Raw genomic sequence first — 24,721 nt, 5'->3', positions numbered from 1 at the left:
GGGACACCAGCCAGGGCCGGGCGGCGCGGATCGGGCTCGGATGCCGGAGCCGGCGGCTGTCGTCAGCGCTGGGCGACGTCCACGTTCTCCAGCACGCCGATGGCGTCCGGAACCAGGATCGCGGCCGAGTAGTAGGCGCTCACCAGGTAGGAGATGATGGCCTTCTCGTCGATTCCCATGAACCGCACCGAAAGGCCCGGCTGGTATTCGTCCGGAATTCCGGTCTGGTGCAGACCGATGACGCCCTGGTTGTCCTCGCCGATGCGCATCGCGATGATCGAGCTGGTGTGCCCGCCGACGACCGGGATCTTGTTGCACGGGAAGATCGGCACTCCGCGCCAGGCGCTGACGTGCTTGCCCTCGACCTCGACGGTGCCCGGGTAGAGGCCGCGCTTGTTGCACTCCCGGCCGAAGGCGGCGATGGCCTTGGGGTGGGCCAGGAACATCCTGGTGCTGCGGCGGCGGCTGAGCAGCTCGTCCATGTCGTCCGGGGTGGGCGGGCCGGAGTGGGTCTGGATCCGCTGGTCGTACTCGGCACTCTCCAGCAGGCCGAACTCGGGGTTGTTGATGAGCTCGTGCTCCTGGCGCTCGCGCAGGGCCTCGATGGTCAGCCGGAGCTGGTGCTCGGTCTGGTTCATCGGCTTGTTGTAGAGGTCGGCGACCCGGGTGTGCACCTTGAGGATGGTCTGCGCGACGCTGAGCTCGTACTCGCGCGGCTTGAGTTCGTAGTCCACGAAGGCGCCGGGCAGCTCGTACTCGCCCTCGTGACCGGCGGAGAGGTCGATCGCGGCCTCGCCGTGCTTGTTCTGCGCCTGCTGGAAGCCGTTCAGGTACTCCATGATCTGCAGCTGCAGCGACTCGGAGCGGTCGTGCAGCTCCTGGAAGGAGGGCCAGGCGAGGGTCATCACGGTGCCGGCGGTGGCGGCGCGGACGGTGTACGGCCAGCTGCCGTCCTCCTCCTGGAGCGCCTCGTCGCCCAGGTGGTCGCCGTCGGCCAGGGTGCCGACCACCGTCTCCTCGCCGTACTTGCCGGTGCCGAGCCGCTCCAGCTTGCCGTGCGCGATCAGGAAGACCTCGCTGATCGGCGTGCCCGCGGTGACCAGGACGTCCCCCGCGTCGAACTGCCGCTGCACGAAGCGGCCGGCCAGTTCCTCCAGCACGGCCTCGTCCTGGTAACCGCGCAGCACCGGCACCTCGGCCAGCGTCTGCGGGACGATCCGCACCTCGGAACCGGTCTTGACGAAGCTCACCCGGCCGCGGCCGACCTTGTGGCGCAGGCGGCGGTTGACCCGGTACGTGCCGCCGGAGACCTGCACCCAGGGCAGCATCCTGAGCAGCCAGCGCGGGCTGATGCCCTGCATCTGGGGCGCGGACTTGGTGGTCGTGGCGAGGTTCCGCGCGCCCGCCGTGCTCAGGGACTGCTGCTGCCGGATCTCCGGCTGCGCGCCCGGCGCAGGAATACCGGCGTTGGTTTCGGTCGACATAGGAGAGCCCTTCACATGCCCGATGAAGTGTCGCCTTGCACATTCGTGTTGCAGCTTCATGGTGGGCCCGTTCGGGGGTGACCGCAATCACTCGATCGAGTGGTTCTGAATAACCGAACAAATAGTACGACTAGATCGCCTGATCGATATTTGTTCGACTATTTATTCGAAACCATCGGACTTCCGCGCCCCATCTTCCCCCATCCGGCTGCTACAGCGGGCCGTTCCAGTCCAGCGTGGGCTCCAGCACCCCCTCCAGGGTGAGCAGCCAGCGCTTCACGTCGATCCCCACCCGGCCGCCGCCGAAGCCGCCGATGCCGTCCGCCGCGACCACCCGGTGGCAGGGCACCAGCAGGGCGACCGGGTTGGCGGCCATCATCTGCCCGACCGTCCGGGCGGCCAGGCCGGGTTCCGTGACGTCCTCGAACACCCCGCTGCGGGCGGCCAGTTCGCCGTAGGTGATGGTCCGGCCGTACGGCACCTGCTCCCACAGCGTCCGCAGGACCGTGCGGTGCGGGCCGGAGCTGAGGCTCCAGTCGATCGGCAGGCCCAACTCGCGAGTGCGGCCCGCCAGGTAGGCGCCGATCCGCTCGGTGACGGCGGTGATCTTCGCCGGGTCGGTGCACGGCGGCGTCTCGCCGTCCCGTCCGCCGTAACCGGCGGCCGCCACGCCCAGCGGGGTCACCGCGATGCGCATCGGGCCGCTGGGCAGCGGGGTCGGCACGGTCAGCCAGGACAACGACCGGGACTGCGGCACGCTCGGGCCCCCACCCTCTTGCGGGTCGGCCGCCGGCCGGCCCGGCGACCACGGGGCGCTCCGGACCGGCCCGCCCCGCGCGCCATCGTACGGCGGGCGGGACGGGCCTTCGACCGGTCCGGTCAGAGCTGCCCCTTCAAGCCGCGGGCGGTCGACGCGCACCAGTGCACCAGCTCGGCGCGGTCCGGCGAGTGGCCCTCGCACAGCACGGCGAGCTGGGCCTCGGTGATCCGGTCCGGCCCCGGGATCTCCAGCAGGTACGCCAGGTCGGCCAGCACGGTGGCCAGCCGTTCCGCGTCCGTGTGGTCCAGGGTGGCCGCGGCCTGGTGGTGGCTGATGGTGAGCGAACCGGGCATGGTGAACCTCCTCCGTACCCCCTCCGTCCACCGTACGACCGCCCCGGCCACCCCGCCCGCCGCGGAGGCACGCACGCGTGGGCGGAGCGACCGGCTGTGCTCCGGGGCCGGCCGGACGCGGTGCGCGGTGGGCCGCACCGATGGTGGCCGGGGGTGCGCCCCGGAGCCGTCCGAGGGATGGGTCAGTCGTCCGGGCCCTCCTCCCAGCGACGGTTCCGTACGGCCGGTACGCCCAACACTACGACCCCGGCCGCCACTTGCCAGACCGCTCCGAGCGACAGCACGTCGCCGGTGCCGAACCGGGCCGACAACGGACCGGCCGCCGCCAGTCCGAGCGGGCCGAGGACGAAGGCACCGAGCGCCCCGTAGGAGGTCAGCCGGCCCAGCAGCTCCGGCGGGACCCACTGCTGCATCGTGGTGCTGTACAGCGTCCCGCAGACCGCCGAACCGAACCCCGCCACCAGCGCGCCGGCGACCACCCAGGGCAGCGCCGCCCCGGCCGCCAGCGCGGCGGACGGCAGCGCCCAGGCCAGCGCGGCCACGGTGGCCACCGCGAGTGGCCGCCCCGGTCGGCGGCCGAGCATCAGCAGGCCGCCCAGCACCGCGCCGGCGCCGTACACGCCCATCACCAGGCCCCAGGCCCGGGCGCCGCCGAGCCGCTGCTGCGCGATCAGCGGGCCGAGCACCAGGAACGGGGCCCAGACCAGCAGGTTGAACAGGCTCATCTGCGCGGTGGTGATCCACAGCCACGGGCGGGCGGTGAACCCCGACCAGCCGGCCCGCAGTTCCCGGAGCATCGAGTCCCCGCCGTCCGCCTCCGGGCGCTCGGGCAGCCGCAGGCCGGCCAGCGCCAGGGCGCTGACGCCGTACGTCAGCGCGTCGATCAGCAGCACCGCCGCCGGACCCCACCCGGCGGTGACCAGGCCGGCCAGCGCGGGGCCGGCCACCGAGGACACCGAACGGGACAGGCCCAGCAGGGTGTTGCCCTCCGCCAGCAGTTCCTGGCGGCGCACCAGGTCGGGCACGATCGCGCCGAAGGCGGGCGTGAACAGCCCCTCGCCGATCCCCCAGACCGCCACCAGCGCGACCATCGCCCAGACCGGCGCGTGCCCGGCCGCCAGCAGCGCGGCGAACAGCGCCTGGACCAGGCCGCGCAGGACGTCCGAGCCCAGCATCAGCCGGCGGCTGCCCAGCCGGTCCGCGATCACCCCGCCGGCCGGCAGGACCAGCACCACCGGGAGGATCCGGGCGGCCAGCACCCAGCCGACGTCGGTGCCGCTCCCACCGCCGTCGAGCACCGAGAAGGCCACCGCGACGGGCGCCATCGAGGAGCCGAGGAGGGAGGTCGTGTACCCGATGAAGAAGCGGGTGAATTCGCGCTCGCCCAGCACGGCGAGACGGCCTCCGGGGCGCCGGGGACGGGCCGGAATCCGTTCTGTTTCCACTGCCATGGGCAGTCAGTCTGCGCTCGCGGGGGAACCGGGTTCAAGGGGTTCCGGGGAAAAACATGAGCCTTTTGGCATCAATGTCGTGGTGGATTGCCGCTGCCGCAGTAAAAGGCTGGCCAAATGGCCGCTGAGCTGCTTTTTACTGCGGAGTGTGGAGGAGTGCGGATATATTTCGAGCGTGTCGGTTCGGGTCGTTTACTGCGAAAGAAGGCGGACGTGACGGAGCTCCCCCCGGTCGAGTACGGCGTCGCCGTCGAGCGCTACCTGGCCGCCTCCGGGCTCGCCGAGGGCTCCCGGCGGATCTACCGGGTCGCCCTGAGCACCTGGGCCTGGGCGCTCGCCGACCGGCCCGCCCCCACCGGCCCCGAACGGCGGCGCGCCCGCCCGCCCGTGCTGCCGCTCGCACTGCTCGACCACCCGGACGCCGCCGAGCGCCTGCGCGCCGCCGTCGCCCGGCGCGCGGCCGACACCGACCCGCGCACGCTCAACCGCGAGCTCTCCACCCTGCGCGCGGCCGTCGCCTGGTGGCGGGCCCGGGGCTGGATCGACGGCGACCCGAGCGCCGCGCTGCGCCCCAGCCCGCTGCCCGAACCGGCCGGGGCCGGGGCCGCGTTGACCGCGGAGCAACTGCGCGCGCTGTTCGCCCGCCGGGCACCGCTGCGCGAGCAGACGCTCTGGCACCTGCTGCACGAGTCCGGCGGCGCCATCGAGACCGTACTGGCCCTGAACACCGACCAGTTGGACCTCCCCGGCCGCCGCACCCACCCCCGCTCCGACCGCCCCCGGCTGCACTGGGGCACCGGCACCGCCCGGCTGCTCCCGCTGCTGATCGCCGGCCGCTCCGGCGGCCCGCTCTTCCTCACCGACCGCCGCGCCCCGGCCGGCACCCCCGCCACCGACCGCTGCCCGCACACCGGCCGCGCCCGCCTCTCCTACCGCCGCGCGGCCGAGCTGTTCACGGCGCACACCCGGGTGCTCTCCGAACCGGGCTGGACGCTCCGGCAGCTGCGGGCGGGGCGGTAGCGCCGCCTCGGCTCGGCGGGTGGGGGCTCCCGACGTCTACCGGGCGGCCCAGGTCGCCTACCGGACGGCCCAGGTCGGGGTCGCGGCCCGGTCGAGGCGGGCGTAGCCGGCGTCCTGGGCGAGCAGTTCCCGGTGGCTGCCGCAGGCGACGACGCGGCCTTCGCGCAGTAGGACGATCCGGTCGGCGTTCCGTACGGTGAGCAGGTTGTGCGAGATGATGATCGTCGTCCGTCCGCTCATCAGTCGGCCCAGCGGCTCCAGGATCCGCCACCCCGACTCCGCGTCCAGCCCGGTGGTCGGCTCGTCCAGCAGCAGCACGGGCGCGTCCCGGACCATCGCCCGGGCGATCGCGATCCGCTGGCGCTGGCCGCCGGACAGCAGCCGTCCGTGCTGGCCCACCACCGTGTCGTAGCCGTCCGGCAGCCGGCTGACGAACTCGTGCGCGTCGGCGGCCCGGGCGGCCGCCACGATCTGCGCGTCGGTGGCGTCCGGGCGGCCGTAGGCGATGTTGTCCCGGACGGTGCCGTGGACGACCAGGGTCTCCTGCAGCAGCACCGCGATGTGCTCGCGCAGGTCGGTCAGTGCCAGGTCGCGCAGGTCGGTGCCGTCCAGCCGGACGGCGCCGTGCTCCGGGTCGTAGAAGCGCAGCAGCAGCTTGGCGACGGTCGACTTGCCCGCCCCGCTCTCCCCGACCAGCGCCACCGTCTCGCCCGGGTCGGCCCGGAAGGAGACGTCCTGCAGCGCCGCCCGGGTCGTGCCCGGGTAGCGGAACCGCACGCCGTCGAAGGCCACCGCCCCGCGCACCCGGGCCGGGCGCAGCGGTCTGGGCGGATCGGCCACCTGCGGCTGCTGGTCCTGGAGTTCGATGATCCGCTCGGCGGCGGCCGCGGCCGAGAAGAAGCTGTTGCTGAGCCGCCCGATCCCCTGGACCGGGCCGTAGAGACGGCTCAACAGAGCGACGAAGACGAGGAGTTCGCCGAGGGTGAGGCGGCCGCGGGCCAGCTCCCAGGCCCCCAGCCCGAGCACGATCAGCGCGCCGACCAGTTCCAGCATGTCCACGATCGGCCGGAACAGCGCGCGAATCCGGGTGGCCGCCATGGTCGCCCGGAACCGCGCCAGGTTCTCCCGCAGGAAGCGCTGCTGCTCCCAGTCCTGCCGGTTGTACGCCTGGACGAGGGCGATGTTGCCGAGCGTCTCCTCGGCGAGGGCGCTGACCGAGCCGCTGCGGCGCCGCCGCTCGCGGGACGCCGCCTTCACCTTCACCGAGAAGCGCCGGGCGGTGATCCAGAACAGCGGTGCGACCACCAGGGCCGTCAGCGTGAGGTCCCAGCGCAGGTAGAACAGCACGCCAAGGAAGACGGCCAGCTCGGCGACGTACGCGACCGCGTTCAGGACGCCCGAGAGCAGGAAGGTCTCGACCGCCTCGATGTCCGCGGTCAGCCGCGACAGTACGTCGCCGAGCCGCCGCCGCTCGAAGAAGCCCAGTGGCAGGCCCTGCAGGTGCCGGAACACGTCCGTGCGCAGGGCGAGGAGGAAGCGCTCGCTGACCCAGGTGGAGAGCGTCTCGTCGGCGAAACCCAAGCCTCCCGCCAGCAGGGTCAGCCCGGCGTAACCGAGCGCCACCGGCAGGAACAGCCCGAGTCTGCGCGGCACCAGCACCTCGTCGACGACGATCTTGAACAGCCAGATCATCGCCGCGTCGACCACCGGGCCGAGCAGGACGAGCACCACCAGGAGGATCAGCCAGCGTCTTCCCCCTCGGGTGTAGGGCCAGAACTGCCGGAAGATCCGCCGCAGCGGCACGACCGGGGCCGGGGCGACAACCGGGTCCGCCCGGCCGTCGCCGTCACCCGTGTCGACGGCCGTCAGCCGCCGCAGGGACCACACCAGTTCGTCCTAGCCAGGGACCACGATCGGTCCGTGGGCGTCAGCCGTCAGTACCAGTCGTCCCGGTCCCGGCCGCCACCGAAGCGACCACCGTGGTCGTCGTCGAAGTCGTCCCTGTCGCGCCGGAAGTCGTCACGGTCTTCCCCGCGACCGCCGCGGTCACCGCGGTCGTCGCGGTCACCGCCGCCGCGCCGCAGCGTCGGCAGGAGGTTGGAGAGGATGCTCATCACTGCCACCTTTCTCTCGGTTTCTCCCCCACCGTGATGTACGGACGGGCGGGCGGGGGTGCTCAGTCCCGGACACATGTCACCGGGTGTGTTCCGCCGTGCGGCAGGGGTTCCGCCGCGGGTCCGATCCGGTCGGCCGGGGACCGTTACCCAGCCGATGGGCGACCGTGACGCGGCCGGGCGGGCACCGCGACACACCCCTCCTACCGTCACTGACGACGCACCGACCGGCCGTACGGGCCGGGGGCGTTCGCGAGAGCCGCGGTCTCGCCACTGACGTGTTCACCAGAGTCACGAAGGAGAACCACCGCATGAGCAGGAGCCGTACCCACCGTTCGACCGCCCGTCGGATGCTGGCGGTCTGCGCCATGACCGGCGCCGCGCTGGCGACCGTCGTCACCGGCGGGCAGGCCTGGGCCGACGGAACCCCGCAGCCCGCCCCCACCGCCCACGCGCCCGCCGACTCGGCGCCGGCCGGCGCGGCCGCGGGCGTGGCCCGCCCCTCCGCCGCCCCCACCAAGCCGGCCCGCCCGGTCGGCCCCGGTCAGTCGGCTCCGGCGGGCGCGGCCACCGCCGCCCGGGGCATCGCGGCCGGCGGCACCGACACCCGGATCGGCGAACTCGTCGACGGCAAGGACGAGGTCGCCGACCTCGCCGCCGCCGTCGACCTGATGTCCCGCACCCTGCACCGCCGCCTCGAGGACGAGCAGCGCTTCACCGCCGACGTCGCCCACGAGCTGCGCACCCCGCTCACCGGCCTGGTCACCGCCGCCGAGCTCCTGCCGCCCGGCCGCCCCACCCAGCTGGTGCAGAACCGGGTCCAGGCCCTGCGCGCCCTCGTCGGGACCTCCTCGAGGTCTCCCGCCTGGACGCGGACGTCGAGTCCCCCGACCTCTCCGCCGTCCCGCTGGAACGCGCGGTGCGCCGCACCGTCACCCTCACCGGCCTCGACGTCTCGATCGGGATCACCTCCGACCAGGAGGTCCGCACCGACCTGCGCCGCCTCGACCGCATCCTCGGCAACCTGCTGCTCAACGCCCACCGCCACGGCGCCGGCCCGGTCGAACTCCACGTCGACGGCCGCCGCATCACCGTCCGCGACCACGGCCCCGGCTACCCCGACGACCTCCTCCAGCACGGCCCCCAGCGCTTCCGCACCAACGCCCCCGAACGCGGCCACGGCCTCGGCCTCACCATCGCCACCGGCCACACCCGCGTCATCGGCGCCACCCTCACCTTCACCAACCACCCCGCCGGCGGCGCTCTCGCCACCCTCACCCTCCCCCCGGACTGACCACCCGCCCCGCCCGCCAACGCCGAAGGGCCCCCTGTCGGGTGCCGAGCCGTCGCCCGACTCCACGAACTCGGCTACCGTCGCCCTCGACCCGATGGAGACCACGGAGGGAACGGGCAGGCAGGAACCCGGCGTGGACTCGTTCGACGAGTCGGAGCGGATAGCGCCGAGCACAACACCCCGTTATCGGCCGTTGTCCGCCGGCCTTCGCACGCGGGACGCGGTCACCGCCACCAGCAGGCCCAGAACGATGCAGGCGGCACAGATGAGGAACATCGTCTGGTACCCGGTGGCCTGGGCGATCAGCCCGAGGGAACCGCTGCCGATGGCGACACCCACCGTGAAGCAGGCCCCGAAGACCGACAGCGCCATGGCGCGCCCGCGCTCGCTGACCGAGCGCACCACCAACACTCCCAACGCCGGGTAGATCTGCCACATGCCCACGCCGGTGAGCACACCGCCGACCACACCCATACCCAGCCCGTGCGACAGCCCGACGAGCGCGATCCCCACGGCCTCGACCAGGAACAGGCCCGCCAGCTCCACCCGCCGCTTGGCCTCCCAACGGATCCAGGTACCCGCTATGCGCAACAGCACCACGGTCAGGGAGTACGCGGTGACCACGGCCGCTCCGCCGGCGACACCCAGGGCGTTGAACTTCGCGACCGCGAAGCTGGCGACGGCGGCGAAGCCGAACGCGGTGAAGACCAGTGCGACGCTCGGCAGCACGGTGCCCAGCAGTGCCTGGCGCCGCTCGACGCCTGCCTTCTCCGCCTTCGGGGAGAAACGCACCTCGGGCACGTACAAAGCGATCGGGATGACGAGCAGGGCGACCAGCCCGGCGACCACGAACGTGTCTGCCGCGCCCGCCCAGCGACCGATCAACGCACCCAGCGGAGCACCCACCCCCAGGGCCAGGTAGTTGACAGTACCGCCCAACCCCAACGCCCAGCTCTGCCGGTCCTTGGCAACCAACTGCACGGGCCAGACCCCGGTCGCGGCCTGCATCACTCCCATACCGACACCCGCCAGCAGACGCAGGCCCACCAGTTCGGTAACAGACCCAGCCAGCGGATAACACACAGTGGCCAACACCGTCAGCAACGTCCCACCGACGGTCAGAGCCCGGGCACCGAGACGGTTCATCAACGCGCCCGACACCGGCCGCGACAGCAGGGAAGTCAACGCGTAACTGCTGACGACCGCACCGACGTCCGCCGGGCCGCCGTGCAACCGATCCGTCACGTAACCGGGCAGGATCGGAATCGTCAAAGCGAACGGCAGATAACCGATCCCAGTGGCCAGCGAGATCAACAGCGCGTACCGCATGGACCGCTTGTCAGTGGTCTCGACGACCTCGGAATCCTGCTCAGTCAGCACAGAACCGCTCCCCCCGGCCCAGGAACGAACCTGCCAGGAACGAACCCGGAACGGAATACACGCTCACGACCCGTGTCCCTCGACCCCACACCCACCGAGCCCGATCAACTTCCCACACGAGACCTCCCGAGGAACCGACCAGCCGGCCAGGTCACGAGGCAGCCGTACAACCGGCCACCCACCAAGTACGCCAACCGCTCAGAACGGACCACGTACCGCGCCGGCTGACCCGCTCGACACCCCCGAACCGGCCACCAGTACGATCGCCGACACCGTCCTGCGCATCTGGAGCAAACAGCTCAACACCCCGGTGCCCCCCAGACAGTTCTACATGCACTCCACCGCGGCACAGTTCGCCGAACTCGTCCAACAGCTCAGCGAAGCCGACCACTGAGCAGGGTCGGGGACTGGAGCGGTTGCCGATGCTCCGTTTCCAGTCCCCGCCGCTTCGAACCGTGCGTGCGGTTCGCCCGCACACGGCTTTCCGACATCGATCACCGGCTGGTGCACACCGTCACCAAGTGCACGTTCCGGGCGGGCGGTAGACCCCCGCGCCGACTGATCCACCCGTAGGTTCAACGGGTCGTCCGATTCCGGCCCCGCAGGCCGTGCTTCCGGCTGGCGGAGATCGCCGGCCGCTCATGGACGCTGCCGTCGGCCTCGGCCCATTCGTCGAGGGTGCGCCGGGCTTCAGCGGCGAGCGGGTGGTGCGGGCCGTAGAACCGCTCGGTGTCGACGAGCAGTCGCAGCTGGGCCGTGCGGGCGCCGGTGTGGTCACCGGCCGCGAAGAGCAGGTGCGCTGTGCGGCTGCGGACCTCCAGTGCGAACGCCGGATCGTCGTCGGCGAGCCGGTCCAGCTGGGGAAGCAGGGACCGGTACTCGGCGAGCGCCGAGACGTGGTCGCCGAGGTGTTCCAGGCACTGCGCCGCCTCGACGCGGAAGCGAAGGGCCTGCGGGTCGGTCGGGCCGGCCTCGGCGGAGCGCTGCTCGATCAGCAGCCGGAACTCCGTCAGGGCGGCGCGGAACTGACCGTCCTCCAGCAAAGTCGCGGCGTAGTGCTTCCGCAGCATGTGGACGACGGGAGAGTTCCGGCCACGGGCCTCGGCGGCACCGGAGAGCGCTCTGCCGAGCACGCTCACGGCAAGAGTGATCCGACCCGAATCCAGCAACCCCTTGGCCTCCTTGACGGCGGCGGCGATGTCGGCCGTCCCGCCGACGGGTGCGGGAGGATCCGGGTGCGGGTCCGCGGCGGGCACGGTCGACAAGTGCGGTGACCGACACGGCGGCTGCCCGCCGTGCCAGGGCGCGTAGGGCTGCCGGAACGGCCGGGTCGGGTCCATCGGGACCCCGGGGCCGTCAGGGCGGTTCGAGGCGGGCCCGGGCAGCAGGGGCGCCAGCGCGCGGTAAACCTCCGCCGCATCGGCCGGACGGTCCCGCGGGTCCTTGGCGAGCAGCCGCAGGACCAGGGCCTCCAGCGGTTCCGGCACCTCTGGCCGAAGCGCCCGCAGTGGCAGGGGCGGCTCGTGGAGGTGCCGGTGCAGCACGCCCAGCGCGGAGGCGCCGGCGAAGGGAACCGTACCGCCGAGCAGTTCGTGCAGGATCACGCCGAGCGAGTAGAGGTCGGCGCTCGGGCCGACTTCGCCACCCATGGCCTGCTCGGGTGCCATGTACGCGGGGCTGCCGATGGGAGACCCGGTGAGGGTGAGCCGCGTGGTGTCGGAGTCCAGGACGGCGGCGACACCGAGGTCGAGCACGACGAGGGTGCCGTCGGGACGGACCATGACATTGCGCGGCTTGAGGTCGCGGTGCACGGCCCGCACCGCGTGCACGGCGGTCAGCACCGGGCAGAGCTGCGCTGCCACGGCGACCGCCCACGGCCAGGGGTAGGGATCGTGCTCGGCCAAGTGGTCGGCCAGGTCCGCGCCGTCGACGTACTGCATGACCAGGTAGAGGTCGTCGCCATCGCTGGCGGCATCGTGCACGGTGACCAGTCCGGGGTGATCGACCTGGGCGGTGACCCGGCACTCCCGGGCGAAGCGCCGCCGGACTCCGTCGAAGTCCTCCGCCGCTTCGGGCATCCGGTCGGTCCGGAGCAGCTTGACCGCCACCCGCCGGTCCAGGACGTTGTCGTGTGCGGTCCACACCTGGCCCATGCCGCCCTGCCCGATGAGCGTCCCCAGCTCGTATCGCCCGGCGACGAGCCGACCCTTCATGAGCGCTCCTGCTGCTCGAGGTAGGCGCTCAGTTCGTCGAGCCCGGCCCTGACCTGCCCGATGCGGTCCTGGCGCGGCAGGCCCGCAGACGGGTAGCCCGGCTGCGCCGCCGGCAGCGCCCCCGGGGTCCCCTGGCCGGGAACCCCCCGGTCCGAAGGCCGCGGCCGCAGGTCGACGGCGAGGAAGTACGCCGGGGCGAAGGCCATGGTCCCGAGCAGGAGCACCACCCCGGTGACGGCCTGCCAGCTGTTCTTCCCGGACGGCCCGATCAGCGCCACCCCGCCGATGGACGCCGCCGCCACCGCGACGAGCACCAGCCAGTCGCGGCCGCGGCGGTGCACCAGCGCGAGGTACAGCATCGGGATCCAGCCCAGCATGCCGATGGTCAGCATCGGAACGGCGGCGAGCACCACCCGCAGAAGCACCCTCCACACGCGCGCGCCCCTCCGAAGCGGCGGCGCTGTGGGGACGGGGCCGTACATGGGCCAGCTCCTGCTCGGCGGAGGTTGATCGGTGATTGCCGGGGTCAGCCTACCGACCCGTCCGCCGGGCGGCCGTCCGCCCTCAGGACGGCCTGATGCTCCCGTCCGTCAGCCCGTCGTACAGGCCCTGGACGAGCAGTTCGCCCAGTCTCGCGGCCAGGCGTGTCGCGTCCTCGAAGGCGGCGACCGCGCGGAACCGCTCACCGTACCGCCGCTGGTCGGCCAGCGGCAGCCGGGGCACCTGGAGCCGGCGCACATCGAGCCGGGTTGCGGACGTGGTGAAGCTGCTGGCCTGCCGGTTGTTCGCACTGCTGCGCAGGAAGCCGGCGAGGAACCACGGGTCCAGGGTGTCGGGGTCGGGTCGCAGCAGGTAGACGTTGCGGCCCAGCGCGGCACCGGCGGTGGCTTCGTCGATCACGCGGGTCGCGGTGCCCCGGCCGAGCACGGGGATCACCACGTCCCCCGCCTGGATGAGCACCGGCTCCTCGTCCTCGCCCTCGGGCAGCACGCCGGAGGGGGCGCCGCCCGACACGATGTCGTGCTCGCTCAGGACCGGCGGGCCGCCGGTGCCGGCTCCGGCACCGCCCGTCCGCATCAACAGGGCTCCCGTCCTGGCCAGTTCGCCGAGGCTGGTCATCGGCCAGTGCGCGGGCGCGCTCTGGCCGCCCACCAGCGGCGCCAGTTCCACGGTGCGACGCAGGGCACCGGTCAGGCGTTCGCGGACCTCGCTCAGCGCGGCCTCTCCGGTGCCCGCCGCCCGAATCGGCAGGTGCCGGGCCGGGGTCACGTCCACGTCGTCGTCCAGCAGGTCGACCAACGGGACGGTGCGGCTGACGCCGGGCCGCTCCGGTGCCGCGCCGTCGCGGTCGAAGGCGTACCAGTCCTCCAGCACCGTGTTGCGCAGCTCCTGCCAGGGCAGCTTTCCCCCGCCGTCCGGCTGCTCGGCTGCGTTCACCAGCAGCAGCCGCTGCGGTTGCGGCGCGTCCGCGGCGGGGCGGCGCAGCACCCACAGGTGCAGGGGGATCCCGTACGGCGGGGCCACGCCCGCGGGCAGTGCGACGACCGCCCGGAGCGCGCCGCGCCGCAGCAGGTCCGCCCGGATCCGCCGGCCCGACCGGCGGGACGCCGCGGCGGGCGGCATCAGCAGCACGGCGCAGCCGTTCTCGCGCACGTGGGCGAGGGCGTGCTGCACCCAGGCCAGCTCGGACTCGGTCCGCGGCGGCAGCCCGTACTCCCAGCGGGTGTCGTAGGCGAGCTCCTCATGTCCCCAGGAGCGCTCGTTGAACGGCGGGTGGCACAGCACGGCGTCCGCGCGCACGCCGGTGTGTGCGTCGGCGCGCAGGCTGTCGCCCGTCCGGATTCGCACCTCCCGGTCCGTGTGCAGGGCGAGGCGTACCGCGGTCAGCGCGGCGAGGTCCGGATCGGCTTCCTGACCGATCACCGTGGTGGTGGGACCGACCGCGCCGAGCAGGCCACCGAAGCCGCATGCGGGGTCCAGCACCAGCTCGGCGGGGCCGGCGAGTTCGGCCATCAGCTCCGAGAGCGGTGCGGGGGTCAGCGTGTACTGGCGCGGCCCCGCCTCCAAGTGGCGCCCCATCAGGAACTCGTACGCCCGGCGTGCGCCGAGTTCGTTCGCGAGCTCTGCGCCACCACGCAGCAGCGCCAGACGCTCCGTCAGCTCGGGCCCGCTCGGCACGGGGACCGGGTGGCCCTCGCCCAGGCGGGCGCGAAGTGCCTCGGCGAGCGCTTCAGGTAGCTCGCGGGCCGAACGGCGGTCGTCCGCGGTGATCAGTTCCTGCCAGCGGGTGGACTGATCGCGCAGCAGGAGCACGGCACCGACCAGCCGCAGCGCGGTCGCCGCCCCAGCCGGATCCCGTTCGATCTGCTGCCAGACCCGTTCCCGCAGGGGGACCTGGGCGAGCTTGCCCTGGTCGCGTAGCCACTGCTCGACGTCGGCCAGGTCGAAGACCGGGCTGGTGTCGGTGCCGCCGACGGGCTTGGGGAAGTCCGCGTGCCTGCGCCGCCAGTTGCTGACCGCGGCCCGGCCGACACCGGCCAACCGCGCGATCCCGGCGGCAGTGACGTCTGTCCTGTGCTCCGGCATTGAGTGGCCCTCCCCCGACTCTACGACTGAACACGATTCTACAATCCGCCTCACAGAAAATTCTTGCGTTGACGCGGTTCACAGCTCATGGTCTGATTGGCGCGCCGCTCACACAGCCTTCCTGCCCGAAAGGTGCACACCCCTCCATGTCTCAGCCACTCCGCCGGGCCACCCTGATCGCCTGCAGCGCCACCGCGGTTCTCGGCCTCGCCGCCTGCGGGCCGGACAATGCGAACCCCTCGGCCACCGCGGCGGCCCCCACCGCGTCCGCCGGCGCCGCATCGTCCACCACGCCGGCCCCCGGCCCCGCCGCGAGCACCGCCGGCCTTCCCAACGGGAACAAGCTGAACGCCATGCTCCTGCCGGCCACCGCGATGCCGCCGAAGTTCAAGCTCGACCCCAACGGCTCCCAGAGCACGGGCGACGACGTCATCCCGCCGGCCTCGCCTTCCGCGGTCCCCACCGACAAGGCGTGCGACATGCTCAACGGGACGGGATGGGTCAACTCTGCGGGGATCATCGCCGCGTCCTTCGCCAAGAACAACTACGCGGACGAAGCTCAGAACATGTTCGCCCAGGAGCTGGACGCCTACCGCGGCAACGACGCGCAGACGGTCATGGCCAACCTGAAGAAGACCCTCACCGCGTGCCACACCTACACCGTCACCCAGGACGGCCAGAACTACTACGCGACCGTCACCCTGCAGAGCCTGCCCGGCGTCGGGGACGAAGCACTCCAGGCGGTCATCACCTCTCCGGAATGGACCGGCGGCAGCACGCTGGTCGCCGCCCGCGTCGGCAAGGTCGTGGTGGCGACCTATGACAACAACCAGAGCAACACCGGAATCGCCGGCGTGGCCCTGACCAAGACCCTGGTCAAGAACGCGGCCTCCGCGCACTGAACGGCGGCGAGACAGCGGCGGGCCCGGCGCCGCGAGGGGAGCGCCGGGCCCGCTGCTTTTTTCCAACAACGACGAAGGGCCAGCCCCACCGGATCACCCCGGCGAGCTGGCCCTTCCGGCGTCTCCGCCGCTGAGCCCCCTGTCGGGTTCGAACCGACGACCCCCGCTTTACAAGACGAACCCGGATCCTGACGGGGCGTGACACCTGATGCCGCGTGGCGCTGAACCTGCAGGTCAGCGCCACGCAGCCGATTGCGCGATCCGGCTCCAGGCGACTCCTGCCACCCCGTCCGTTCACGCATCGCTCACGCTTGATAGTTGCGGTACACGCTGGAGCAACACGCCGTGGCTCGTCTACGACACGCCACGCAGCCTGCATACAAGCGCCTCCCCGCTTAGTCCGAGGCCCAATGCGACGCCCAGCAGTGGAGCTCACCTGAAATCCGTTCGAGCTTCCGCCGCGCGCATAGCCCAAACGTCCGCCCCCACCGATTAGGTTCCGACCTCTCGATATGGCTGTTAAATCACACGGCCAGTAGCAATGATGATCTGCTCCGCACAAAATCTCATCAGCGGAACTTCGCCAGAAAGCTCCGCATCGTTCGTAAATGGGCGATACTTGGGCCGAACTCCATCCTTCGCATGAACGAGAGCATTTCTTGTTCGATATATGCGCTTCGCAAGAGATGAGAATACTTCATCTGAACGCTCACCCCTCAGATCAGTGGCATTGGCATCCGCAAATGAGACTTGATCCGCCTTATAGTGAGCAACAAGGCCCGCCGCATAGCTGTCCAGATCAGCCGAAAGGCGCGCCAGGTCGACATATTTCCTAAGGACAAGCTGAAGCGATTTCTGCTCATCGACGCCTCCCTCATCTCGAACTTTCTTTTGTGAGTTCGAGATGATCTTGATTACAGCTTGGACGTCACCCGATCGCTTTAGGGAGAATGACGGGTCGGCAATCTTTGCGCGCACCTGATCGACAAGATCTTCAGAATATACCTTCTCGTAGAAATGCTCCGCAATGTGATAGAAGGAGAGATATGCCAAGCTGGGGCTTTCTGTCGAAACTCCCAGCTGATAGTGGTGCACCAGGTCCGGCTGGTATGTCATCCTAGGGGCGTCAATTTGATCCTCCGACGCCCTTCGAACTCGGGCAATCCTGCCGCCTCGCGCAATCCCGTCCACACTGGAGGCCACCAGGAAAGAGTAATCATGATTGTAAGCCAGGTTGAACAGGAAGGAATTCGCGAGCGCCTCAAAATCGTTCCTGCTCCGAGGCGATTCAATCCGTAGCGTCAATCCCGGAAATGCCTTCTGTGCGGCCTCCTCTGCACTGGCCTGCGTCAGCCCAGCAGGAGGCCATGCGTCTCCCGAGAGTCGAGCTGCGCCCGAATTGTGCCGCATCCTCACCCGGGCCCGGTCTCGAACCGCTATAGAGACGGGATGCCTCCTCAGCGGTACCCCCGCATTCGGAAGCTCATTCATGAAGTGCAGGAAATAAGAAAGCGAAGGCGCCCCAAGTGAATACTTCTGAGGATTCTCACCACCCGACTCTAGCGCCAATCCGTCGCGCCAGATGCCACTAGCATAGGAGCTTTGATTTCCATGCTCTGAAACCATAACTTCACACTTATTCCCCCATGAAAGAAATATTCCATCATTAGAGGATGCCGCATTTGCTTGATCGACAGCACCCACCACTTCCCCTCTAGGGAATCGATCCAGCAGCTTGTCATCCCTCATCACAATCGGCCTAGCAAGAGAAATCCAGTCACCATCGTCCACAAGGGGGCCGAATGGGATTTCGAGGATCTCAAGTGCGCGCTCAACAGTAAGGCTCAAGAACCTTCTCCTTGATCGAATTCACCTTCGGATGAAATGCAGGCTACTGAGTGCTGCTAGATGCGAGCCGCAAGGCCACCCCTTTGGGGAGCGAATCTCCGGGCGAGGACCACACTGCTCGTCGATTCGAAGCGGCAAAATTTAGCTGTGCCTACAATCCTGCACTCGACAAACCAGGACGCCGCCGAGGCATGCGATTTGAAACGATCCATCGGTATTGATGGCCGAGGTGACAATTTCCGTTGCCCGATCCACGGTCTCCTCGAAGGGAACGCCGCACTGCTCCGCCCACGCTTCGTAGGAGGCCAGATGGGCGACGACCGGCGTCGGGTCGGTGACCACGATGGTGCCCGGTAGCTGCTGAATTCGAACTTCGCTAAATGTCGCCCCAAGGTACTCAGGTGCTTTCTCCAGGGAGAAGCGGGAGCTCAGGGAGACCCGTGCTGGCCCCTTGGGAATCCCGAGGACGTCTCCTGCAGCCTTGGCCCAGAGCTGGTCCAGCTCCCGCTTGTCGGTGTCGCTGTTGGTCGAGGCAATGAGCACGCCGTCAGGCCGGAGCACGCGGGCCAGCTCTTTGATCGTGGCCTCGATGTCGCTGACGTGGTACAGCATGTGCAGGGCCAGCACGGCGTCGGCGCTGTTGTCGACGAAGGGCAGGGCCTGGGCGTCGGCCACCAGGACCGGCTTCGGGACATCGGCAAGGATGCCCGCCGAGATGTCCATGCCGACAACCTGAAGGTCCGGCCGGTCCTTGTGCAGACGGCCGACGAACTTGCCGTTGCCACAGCCGACGTCGAGGACGATCCCGCTTGTGCCGACCAGCTCTTCGACAACGATCCCGGGCAGGTCGTACTGCGGCTGCTGCCACCGGTAGATGGACTGGCGGGCAGCCAGGTGGCGTCCGTCGGCGTAGGCGCTGTTCGCGAGGATGGACTTGTCGGTGACTGCTGCGTCCTGCTGTGCGGTGTTGCTCGTCACTGTGGCAGCTCCGGAGGGTTCGTGAGTGCGGGTCGAGAGCAAGCTTCTCTGACATTCTCACGGAGACTCAGGACGATCGGGGAGCCTGCGTAGGCGGGCTCGGCGAGACGAGTGCTCAGCGCCCGAAGGCGGGTGGAGATGCTCGCTGTTCGCCGGTCCGGTGCGGCGTCCAACACCACCGAGAGCTTCTCCTGCACGCCGTCGAGGTCACCGTGGGCGAGGTGGGCGTTGGCGAGGTCGAGGCGGGCGGCCAGTAGGTCGCCGGAGGACTGTTCCTGCCACGGTGCGGACTCATACAAGGCGATGGCCCTGGAGGACGCCTCGATGGCGCGGTTCACATACGACCGGCTGCCCAAGGCCAGGAGGGCGGTGCCGGCGTAGGTCCACTGCTTGGCCTCGGGAAACGTGAACACGCCGGGAAGATCCACGGCGGCTGCTGTGCTCCGCGCCGCCGCAGCCGCTTCCACAGCTCGTAGCGCGCTCGCGCTGTCGCCGAGCGCGGCGGTGGCCCGTGCTTCGAGGCTGAGCAGACGGGCTGCGATCGTCCCGCTGTCCGCGTACGGCAGCCCGGCTCTGGCCAACTCGGCGGCTCGGCGGTGGTCCTGCTGCCAGTAGGCGATCAGTGACTGGACGGATCGGATCCAGGCCCGAAGGCCGTTGTGGCCGGCTGACTCCGCGCAGCGCCAAGCCGTTCGCGAATGCGTAGTCGCAGCCGCGTACTGGCCGAGGTCGAGGGCGACATGGGTGGCCAGGCCACAGAGCCGTCCGGTCTGCAGGTAGAGATGGCTTGTCTGGTAGGGGTGCTGGCGGCCTCGGAGTAAGTCGAACACTCCTCGCCGGAGGGTTCCGATGTCGTGAAAGAGCTCGGACACCGGCTTGCTCACGTAATCCCTTGCCAGCCTCGCGATGTCCGCGTCGATCTGCTCGAGCAGCGTGTCGTCCACGTTGGACGCGCTCGCGAAGCGAAGGAAGAGCGCGGACTCTGCCGAGTCGGCTGCCACGGCCACGACGAGATCGTTGTCGTGGTCCGGGCGCTGGGCAGGCACAGGAGGCAAGGCGTCGCCGACGCTGCTGGGCGGTGGAACTGCTTCGGCGGCTGCAGAGGGTGCTGCCAGCAGGTCGGCCAACTGGTCGACCGAGAGTTGCAGAGCGCGGGCGAGCTTCGGCCGCATCCAGGGCTGTGGGGCACCCCTGCCGCTCTCCCATCGCCCCACGGTCGTGCGGTCCACATCGAGGGCTTCAGCCAGGGATTCCTGGGTGTGGCCAACCGCCTCCCTGCGCTGGATCAGCCGGGACCTCCTGGATGCCATCCCGCGTCCTCCAGAGGTACGTCAGTTCGTCTGCAGCCGTAACAGGCCAGGTCATGCCCGGGTTTGCAGCACGGATGCCTCGTTGCCGCCTCAATTCTGCTCTGGTTCACCGGCGTTGGAGGCGGTTCTGTAGATACCTGCCGGGTGAATCCCGGCGCGAATCGGCCCGCTGCCGACCTCGTCCCGGTGAAAGGTCCGCGCTCATGTCCGTCGCCACCCGGCAGGCCACTGCCCCCGCCCCGTTCGGCTTTCGTGTGCTGCCCAGTGCCGAGGCCGTTCCGGACGCCCGGCGGCGGGTGATACGGACCGTGCGCGGTTGGGGCCTGCCGCTGGCGGAGGACGCACTCCGCGATGTCGAGTTGCTGTCCAGCGAGCTGATCACCAACGCCGTGTCCCACACCCACGCCCCGTGCGTCGTATGCGTCTCCTGGGACGGTGAACGGCTGCGCGTCGAGGTGACGGACGTCGGCCACGAACTCCCGGCTGCCAGCGGGATCGATCTCGACGCCACCGACGGGCGAGGGCTGTTCCTGGTGGCCACGCTCGCGACGGACTGGGGCGCCGAGCCGGACCCTGCCGGCAAACGGATCTGGTTCGAGGTCGGCACCACCGCCGCCGTCTCGGGCGACGAGCGACTCACCGCACTGGTGAGGGCCGCGGCCCCGAAGGCACGGGACGTCGTCCCGACCAGTGCCTGACAAGACTTCCTCCCGCCCCGACACGGGCTTGGGGGATGCGGGTGGCCGCGCTGGTCAACAGCCACGCGGCATAAGCACCTGAGGTTCCTTGCCAGCGACTTGCCCTGGCAACGGATCCGTCGCTGCACACACGACGGGGCTGGGCAGCCGGCCCGCCCCATAATTCCGAAGGAGTGCTTCATGCCCGAGAACCTGACGACCGGCACCGAGCTGGAGAGCGACGGTCTGCTGGTCGCCCGTACGAAGGTCGCTGCAGCCCGTTCGCGTGGCGAGCAGCCGTCGGACGGCGGCTCCACCGGCCGAACCGACACCAACGACTGACGGCTGCATCACGATGACCGCCGAGCGCTTCTCGGTGGTTGAGCGTCTGGGTGGGGATGACTTCCTCGCCCAGACGCTCGGCCGCAGCTTCAAGGTCGCACGCGGCGAGGCCGCGTCGCTCGCCGGACTCATGAGCTGGGATGACCTCAACGCCATCCTGACCCACCACCGGTTCGAACCCCCTCGCTTCCGCCTCGCCGCCAACGGGGAACAGGTGCCCGCGCATACCTACTCCCGGCCGATCACCACCCGGCGGAGTACCGTCTGGCACCAGCTCCAGCCCTCCGAGCTACACAAGAGGCTCGCCGAGGGTGCGACGCTGGTCTTGGACGCCGTTGACGAACTCCACCCTGGCATCGGGTCCCTGGCCAGCCAGCTGGAGCGCTGGCTGCGAACCGGCGTGCAGGTCAACCTGTACGCCTCGTGGACCAGCACCGAGGGCTTCGGCGTCCACTGGGATGACCACGACGTGGTGGTCGTCCAGCTCGACGGCGCGAAGCGCTGGCGAATCTACGGACCGACCCGCACGGTTCCCCTGCACCGCGACGTCGAGATGCCCGAGCCGCCGCCGGACGAACCCATTGCCGACCTGGTGCTCAACGCTGGTGACATGCTCTACCTGCCCCGGGGCTGGTGGCACGCCGTCGCTGCTTCCGAGGGCCAGCACTCGCTGCACGTCACGTGCGGGCTGCAGAGCACGACGGGCGCTGACCTGGTCACCTGGTTGTCGGAGGTCCTGCGCGCCCACGAGGCCATCCGGGCGGACATTCCGCGCTTCGGAACTGCCGAGGAGCAGCGCGTCTTCCTCGAAACGATCAGCAAGCTCGTCGCGGCCGAGCTGGAGAGTGCCAATCTGATCACTCGCTTCTCCGCCGCTCGCGATGCCACCGAGCGGGCCAGGTTGGTCCCGTCGCTGCCGTACATCACGACGGCTCCGCCGAACGCGGATCTGCGGGTGCGTCTCGTCACCACGCGGCCCGCGCTCGCCGCCGGGCCGGAGGGCACGGTGCGGCTGACCACGGGCGGCGAGGAGTGGACGTTCACGGCCAAGGCCCGGTCGATGCTCGCGCTCCTCGCCGACGGGGAGAGTCACCGACTGGCCGATCTCGCACAGGCCGCCGGCATCACGCTCGCGCAGGCGGCCGGTGTCGTAACGGAGCTGGTCGACGGCCAGGTCGTCGCCATCGGGGGCGAGCGATGACCGCACGGCTGGGCCTGGGCACCTACCGCTGTCTCGATGTGGCCGAGGCCGCGTTGATGGCCGCCTCCCGTGGCGCCGACTGGGTGGACACCGCACCCAACTACGAGAACGGCCAGGCGGAGACATCGCTGGCCCTGGCCCTGGCTGCTTACCCTGACATGCGGGTCTCCACGAAGGTGGGCTTCCTCCCGCCGAGCGCCAGGCGCCTCGGTATGCGTGCGGGCGCGCTGTCCGCCGAGGACGCCGAGCACGGGCACTGCCTCGCGCCCGACTACATCGCCTGGCAGGTCGCCCGCAGCAAACGCATGCTCGGCCGAGTCCCCGACCTGGTGTTCCTGCACAACCCCGAACACGGCTGCCATGAAGGCGAGATCGCCGACCGGCTGTACGCCGCCTTCCTCGCCCTGGAGGAGGCGTGCAGCCAACACGCGATCGGCGCCTACGGGGTCGCGACCTGGTGCGGCTTCAGCAGCGGACTCTTCGACGTGTCCACCCTGCTCGAACTCGCGACCAAGGCCGGCGGCCCGGACCACCACCTACGGGCCATCCAACTCCCGGTCTCCCTCGTTCATCTCGCGCCCGTCGCCCGGGCCCTCGACGGGCAAGGCCCGTTGGCCGATGCCCTGGATGCGGGACTGGAGGTGTTCGCCTCCGCCCCGCTCCACGGCGGCGAGATCCCCGGCATGGTGACTCCGGAACTGTCCGAGCTGATCAACCCCGGCAGGACCCCTGCCGAGACCGCCCTCGCCGTCGTTGCTTCAGCCCCAGGGGTGAAGCGCGTGCTCCTGTCGACGGGAAACCCGGAACACTGGATGCGGGCCGCCGAAGCCGTCGGCCGACCGTCGCTGTCTCCGGACGTACTCCGAAGGGTCGTTGATGTACTCGGAACCTGAGCCGGACACCGCCAGGCGGATGCGCGGGATGCACGCCACAGCAGCAGCAGCGCTCGACGCGACGCCGATCGGCTCCCGCGAAGCGTGGGGCTGGCGCGGGCGTACCCTCAGCCGCCCGGTTGCCACGGCATCCGGCGAGGGCTGGCTCCGCCTGGTTTCCGCTCCTGTCGACAAGGCCGGCGGGAAACTCTGGGAGGGACCGCAGGAGGCGGAACGGCTTATGCCTCCTGCGGTACCAAGGCCGCGCCTGCGGGAGTGGCGCACCTGGACCGAGGGCGAGCACGGCTACCTGGCGGAGCTGTACGACAAGATCACCGCCCCCACCATCACCACCCACGAGCCGATCCTCCGGAAAGCGCCCGACCTGGACGACGCCTGGTGGGACGGACTCAGCACCGCCCTCGATGGCATCGCCGCCGTCCCCAGCAGCCGAGCTGCGGTCCGGCAGGAGTACCTGGACCGTGCCATGCCCCAGTACCTGGGCATCCCGATCGACACCAAGGCGCCCGCCTGGACGACCGCTCACGGCGACCTGCACTGGGCCAACCTCACAGGCCCAACCCTCACGGTCCTCGACTGGGAAGGCTGGGGCATCGCACCCGCGGGCTACGACGCCGCGCTGCTGTACTCCTACAGCCTCCTGGTCCCCGACACCGCTGCCGAAATCCGGCGGTGGCTCGGGCACATCCTCGACACGCCCGCAGGACGGTTCGCCGAACTTGTGGTCATCACCGAACTCCTGCAGACCACCACCCGGGGCGACAACCTCGACCTGGAGGAGCCCCTGCGGGGGCGGCTCTCCGAGCTCACCAACACCCGGCCCTCTGGTCGGGGGAACCGCGCCGAGTAGCCCTTGGGGTATCCAACGCGACAATTTGCTCCGCCCGGGGCACAGCAACGGCCACGTTCGTCGTACGCCAGGCTCGGCCGACGGCTCGACGCGTCCACCCAGGTCGGACGCCGTGAAAACTCCTGGCAGTCTGCCCGTCCGGCCCGGAGAATCCGGTCGTATGGGAGCCGACATACATGGGTTCGTCGAGTGCCGGGCCACTTACGGAACGCTCGACGAAGACAAGGCGCGCTGGCATGCGGCGATAGACCTGGACCTGCTGTACGGCGGTCGAAGCTACGACGCCTTCGGCTGCCTGTTCGGCGTCCGGAACCATGCCGGCTTCCGCCCGCTGGCCGGAGATCGAGGCATTCCCGCCGACGTGTCGTCCCGGACCCGACAGGCGTATCAGGAATGGGACCCCGATGGGCACAGCCCGTCCTGGATCAGCTGGGCCGAACTGGCCACGGTGGACTGGGACGAACCCGCCGAGGCCGTGGACGAGCGCGTACAGGAGTACAAACGCACGCCTGACCAGGGTTGGGTACGGACAGGCAAGTCGTTCCGTGGCCGCCAAGGCAGGTCAGAAGGGGCTGAGTGGATCGAAGACGGGATCCTGCTCCGCGTCGTGCGAATGGTGCGCCGGGACGCCGTGCCGGAAGACGGCGAGTGGGCACCAGTGTGGAAAACCATGAGCGCCCTCGCGGATGTCCATGGCGGAGAAAATGTCCGACTCGTCGTTTGGTTCGACAACTGACAGCCTCTCTGGACCTTCTGCAATGGCACCATCAGCACATCGTCACCCGCCCGTAGCTTCGTCGAGCGGAGGTTCGACCGTGAGCCACTCACTCAGTCAACGAGCAGTCCCATGGGGCTCTCGACGGAGGGCTCGCCTGGTAGCTGTGCGCCCTCGCGCGGCCACCAGCCGAGCTGGGCAGTAGCGCGGAGGCCGTAGGACCGTCGAGCGCGACGAACTTGCTCCGCCCTCGGGGGCGCGGGCCGGGGTAAGGACTCCTTACCCCACAACTTGCTCCGGCTGGCCGGGGCTCGCGGTAAGCAGCGCTTACCGCACAACTTGCTCCGCGT

General features: G+C 70.2%; 23 protein-coding genes and 1 tRNA gene. 9 read left to right on the top strand and 15 right to left on the bottom strand.

The window, feature by feature from the left end; all coding sequences use genetic code 11:
* Positions 1 to 62: 62 nt before the first annotated feature.
* The 4 genes from O1G21_RS21740 to O1G21_RS21725 form a co-directional block, all read right to left on the bottom strand.
* Positions 63 to 1,484: a family 2B encapsulin nanocompartment shell protein gene (locus tag O1G21_RS21740; RefSeq protein ID WP_270146201.1), complete on the bottom strand. Its 1,422-nt coding sequence runs from the start codon at positions 1,482 to 1,484 to the stop codon at positions 63 to 65.
* A 211-nt stretch (positions 1,485 to 1,695) separates the two neighbouring features.
* Positions 1,696 to 2,241, bottom strand: a complete 546-nt coding sequence (locus tag O1G21_RS21735; RefSeq protein ID WP_270146200.1) for a methylated-DNA--[protein]-cysteine S-methyltransferase — start codon at positions 2,239 to 2,241, stop codon at positions 1,696 to 1,698.
* 122 nt (positions 2,242 to 2,363) lie between these two features.
* The gene (locus tag O1G21_RS21730; RefSeq protein ID WP_270146199.1) at positions 2,364 to 2,597 is read right to left on the bottom strand and encodes a hypothetical protein; all 234 of its coding nucleotides are present in this window, start codon (positions 2,595 to 2,597) and stop codon (positions 2,364 to 2,366) included.
* A 182-nt stretch (positions 2,598 to 2,779) separates the two neighbouring features.
* Complete coding sequence (locus O1G21_RS21725) at positions 2,780 to 4,048, bottom strand: MFS transporter (RefSeq protein ID WP_270146198.1); 1,269 nt, start codon at positions 4,046 to 4,048, stop codon at positions 2,780 to 2,782.
* A gap of 213 nt (positions 4,049 to 4,261) precedes the next feature.
* Between O1G21_RS21725 and O1G21_RS21720 the strand changes: the two genes are divergently transcribed.
* The gene (locus O1G21_RS21720) at positions 4,262 to 5,068 is read left to right on the top strand and encodes a hypothetical protein (protein ID WP_270146196.1); all 807 of its coding nucleotides are present in this window, start codon (positions 4,262 to 4,264) and stop codon (positions 5,066 to 5,068) included.
* A gap of 57 nt (positions 5,069 to 5,125) precedes the next feature.
* On the opposite strand, the gene O1G21_RS21715 is transcribed toward O1G21_RS21720, so the two are convergent.
* From O1G21_RS21715 to O1G21_RS41435, 3 genes are all read right to left on the bottom strand, one after another.
* The gene (locus O1G21_RS21715) at positions 5,126 to 6,955 is read right to left on the bottom strand and encodes an ABC transporter ATP-binding protein (protein WP_270146194.1); all 1,830 of its coding nucleotides are present in this window, start codon (positions 6,953 to 6,955) and stop codon (positions 5,126 to 5,128) included.
* Positions 6,956 to 7,002: 47 nt separating this feature from the next.
* Positions 7,003 to 7,182, bottom strand: a complete 180-nt coding sequence (locus O1G21_RS21710; RefSeq protein ID WP_270146193.1) for a hypothetical protein — start codon at positions 7,180 to 7,182, stop codon at positions 7,003 to 7,005.
* A 209-nt stretch (positions 7,183 to 7,391) separates the two neighbouring features.
* Entirely contained in the window at positions 7,392 to 7,916 is a 525-nt protein-coding gene (locus O1G21_RS41435) for a hypothetical protein (protein ID WP_333493486.1), read from the bottom strand.
* A gap of 185 nt (positions 7,917 to 8,101) precedes the next feature.
* Here O1G21_RS41435 and O1G21_RS41430 point away from each other — a divergent pair, with 185 nt between their 5' ends.
* Positions 8,102 to 8,476 carry a sensor histidine kinase gene (locus tag O1G21_RS41430; RefSeq protein ID WP_333493485.1) on the top strand — a complete coding sequence of 125 codons (375 nt, stop codon included), beginning with the start codon at positions 8,102 to 8,104 and terminating at the stop codon, positions 8,474 to 8,476.
* A 183-nt stretch (positions 8,477 to 8,659) separates the two neighbouring features.
* On the opposite strand, the gene O1G21_RS21700 is transcribed toward O1G21_RS41430, so the two are convergent.
* The 4 genes from O1G21_RS21700 to O1G21_RS21685 form a co-directional block, all read right to left on the bottom strand.
* Positions 8,660 to 9,856, bottom strand: a complete 1,197-nt coding sequence (locus tag O1G21_RS21700; RefSeq protein ID WP_270146191.1) for an MFS transporter — start codon at positions 9,854 to 9,856, stop codon at positions 8,660 to 8,662.
* A 575-nt stretch (positions 9,857 to 10,431) separates the two neighbouring features.
* Positions 10,432 to 12,069 (bottom strand): serine/threonine-protein kinase, encoded by a 1,638-nt coding sequence (locus O1G21_RS21695; RefSeq protein ID WP_270146190.1) that lies wholly within the window; start codon positions 12,067 to 12,069, stop codon positions 10,432 to 10,434.
* Positions 12,066 to 12,503: a hypothetical protein gene (locus O1G21_RS21690; RefSeq protein ID WP_270146188.1), complete on the bottom strand. Its 438-nt coding sequence runs from the start codon at positions 12,501 to 12,503 to the stop codon at positions 12,066 to 12,068. Before O1G21_RS21690 ends, O1G21_RS21695 begins: the two co-directional genes overlap by 4 nt.
* A 130-nt stretch (positions 12,504 to 12,633) precedes the next feature.
* Positions 12,634 to 14,655 carry an N-6 DNA methylase gene (locus O1G21_RS21685; RefSeq protein ID WP_270146186.1) on the bottom strand — a complete coding sequence of 674 codons (2,022 nt, stop codon included), beginning with the start codon at positions 14,653 to 14,655 and terminating at the stop codon, positions 12,634 to 12,636.
* 146 nt (positions 14,656 to 14,801) lie between these two features.
* Between O1G21_RS21685 and O1G21_RS21680 the strand changes: the two genes are divergently transcribed.
* Positions 14,802 to 15,557 (top strand): hypothetical protein, encoded by a 756-nt coding sequence (locus O1G21_RS21680; RefSeq protein WP_270146184.1) that lies wholly within the window; start codon positions 14,802 to 14,804, stop codon positions 15,555 to 15,557.
* A 133-nt stretch (positions 15,558 to 15,690) separates the two neighbouring features.
* Here the strand turns inward: O1G21_RS21680 and O1G21_RS21675 are convergent.
* The 4 genes from O1G21_RS21675 to O1G21_RS21660 all read right to left on the bottom strand — a co-directional run bounded on the left by O1G21_RS21675 (position 15,691) and on the right by O1G21_RS21660 (position 19,693).
* A tRNA-Thr gene (locus O1G21_RS21675) sits at positions 15,691 to 15,777 on the bottom strand.
* A gap of 299 nt (positions 15,778 to 16,076) precedes the next feature.
* The gene (locus O1G21_RS21670) at positions 16,077 to 17,405 is read right to left on the bottom strand and encodes a hypothetical protein (RefSeq protein WP_270146183.1); all 1,329 of its coding nucleotides are present in this window, start codon (positions 17,403 to 17,405) and stop codon (positions 16,077 to 16,079) included.
* Positions 17,406 to 17,546: 141 nt separating this feature from the next.
* The gene (locus O1G21_RS21665; RefSeq protein ID WP_270146181.1) at positions 17,547 to 18,383 is read right to left on the bottom strand and encodes a class I SAM-dependent methyltransferase; all 837 of its coding nucleotides are present in this window, start codon (positions 18,381 to 18,383) and stop codon (positions 17,547 to 17,549) included.
* Positions 18,380 to 19,693: a helix-turn-helix domain-containing protein gene (locus tag O1G21_RS21660; RefSeq protein WP_270146179.1), complete on the bottom strand. Its 1,314-nt coding sequence runs from the start codon at positions 19,691 to 19,693 to the stop codon at positions 18,380 to 18,382. Before O1G21_RS21660 ends, O1G21_RS21665 begins: the two co-directional genes overlap by 4 nt.
* Before the next feature lie 203 nt (positions 19,694 to 19,896).
* On the opposite strand from O1G21_RS21660, the gene O1G21_RS21655 reads away from it, so the two are divergent.
* The 6 genes from O1G21_RS21655 to O1G21_RS21630 all read left to right on the top strand — a co-directional run bounded on the left by O1G21_RS21655 (position 19,897) and on the right by O1G21_RS21630 (position 24,392).
* Complete coding sequence (locus O1G21_RS21655; protein WP_270146178.1) at positions 19,897 to 20,391, top strand: ATP-binding protein; 495 nt, start codon at positions 19,897 to 19,899, stop codon at positions 20,389 to 20,391.
* Between the two features lie 180 nt (positions 20,392 to 20,571).
* The gene (locus tag O1G21_RS21650) at positions 20,572 to 20,712 is read left to right on the top strand and encodes a hypothetical protein (RefSeq protein ID WP_270146176.1); all 141 of its coding nucleotides are present in this window, start codon (positions 20,572 to 20,574) and stop codon (positions 20,710 to 20,712) included.
* A gap of 13 nt (positions 20,713 to 20,725) precedes the next feature.
* Positions 20,726 to 21,913 (top strand): cupin domain-containing protein, encoded by a 1,188-nt coding sequence (locus O1G21_RS21645; protein ID WP_270146175.1) that lies wholly within the window; start codon positions 20,726 to 20,728, stop codon positions 21,911 to 21,913.
* Positions 21,910 to 22,806 carry an aldo/keto reductase gene (locus O1G21_RS21640; protein WP_270146173.1) on the top strand — a complete coding sequence of 299 codons (897 nt, stop codon included), beginning with the start codon at positions 21,910 to 21,912 and terminating at the stop codon, positions 22,804 to 22,806. The genes O1G21_RS21645 and O1G21_RS21640 overlap by 4 nt, the downstream gene beginning before the upstream one ends.
* A 220-nt stretch (positions 22,807 to 23,026) precedes the next feature.
* Positions 23,027 to 23,656, top strand: coding sequence for a phosphotransferase family protein (locus tag O1G21_RS21635; protein WP_270146171.1), 630 nt, complete (start codon positions 23,027 to 23,029; stop codon positions 23,654 to 23,656).
* A gap of 160 nt (positions 23,657 to 23,816) precedes the next feature.
* On the top strand, positions 23,817 to 24,392 hold the full coding sequence (locus O1G21_RS21630) for a hypothetical protein (protein WP_270146169.1): 576 nt from the start codon (positions 23,817 to 23,819) through the stop codon (positions 24,390 to 24,392).
* Positions 24,393 to 24,721 lie beyond the last annotated feature (329 nt).

Origin of the sequence: Kitasatospora cathayae (assembly GCF_027627435.1) — a bacterium.
In the GTDB taxonomy this organism is placed as follows: domain Bacteria; phylum Actinomycetota; class Actinomycetes; order Streptomycetales; family Streptomycetaceae; genus Kitasatospora; species Kitasatospora cathayae.
Note: the sequence above shows the minus strand (reverse complement) of the source record. Positions and strands in the feature narration are given on the sequence as shown.

Coding starts and splice junctions, on each gene's coding strand:
- O1G21_RS21740 (WP_270146201.1), bottom strand. CDS start 1,484: ATGTCGACCGAAACCAACGCCGGTATTCCTGCGCCGGGCGCGCAGCCG.
- O1G21_RS21680 (WP_270146184.1), top strand. CDS start 14,802: ATGTCTCAGCCACTCCGCCGGGCCACCCTGATCGCCTGCAGCGCCACC.
- O1G21_RS21655 (WP_270146178.1), top strand. CDS start 19,897: ATGTCCGTCGCCACCCGGCAGGCCACTGCCCCCGCCCCGTTCGGCTTT.
- O1G21_RS21640 (WP_270146173.1), top strand. CDS start 21,910: ATGACCGCACGGCTGGGCCTGGGCACCTACCGCTGTCTCGATGTGGCC.
- O1G21_RS21635 (WP_270146171.1), top strand. CDS start 23,027: ATGCCTCCTGCGGTACCAAGGCCGCGCCTGCGGGAGTGGCGCACCTGG.
- O1G21_RS21725 (WP_270146198.1), bottom strand. CDS start 4,048: ATGGCAGTGGAAACAGAACGGATTCCGGCCCGTCCCCGGCGCCCCGGA.
- O1G21_RS21650 (WP_270146176.1), top strand. CDS start 20,572: ATGCCCGAGAACCTGACGACCGGCACCGAGCTGGAGAGCGACGGTCTG.
- O1G21_RS21660 (WP_270146179.1), bottom strand. CDS start 19,693: ATGGCATCCAGGAGGTCCCGGCTGATCCAGCGCAGGGAGGCGGTTGGC.
- O1G21_RS21730 (WP_270146199.1), bottom strand. CDS start 2,597: ATGCCCGGTTCGCTCACCATCAGCCACCACCAGGCCGCGGCCACCCTG.
- O1G21_RS21710 (WP_270146193.1), bottom strand. CDS start 7,182: ATGAGCATCCTCTCCAACCTCCTGCCGACGCTGCGGCGCGGCGGCGGT.
- O1G21_RS21685 (WP_270146186.1), bottom strand. CDS start 14,655: ATGCCGGAGCACAGGACAGACGTCACTGCCGCCGGGATCGCGCGGTTG.
- O1G21_RS21695 (WP_270146190.1), bottom strand. CDS start 12,069: ATGAAGGGTCGGCTCGTCGCCGGGCGATACGAGCTGGGGACGCTCATC.
- O1G21_RS21630 (WP_270146169.1), top strand. CDS start 23,817: ATGGGAGCCGACATACATGGGTTCGTCGAGTGCCGGGCCACTTACGGA.
- O1G21_RS21645 (WP_270146175.1), top strand. CDS start 20,726: ATGACCGCCGAGCGCTTCTCGGTGGTTGAGCGTCTGGGTGGGGATGAC.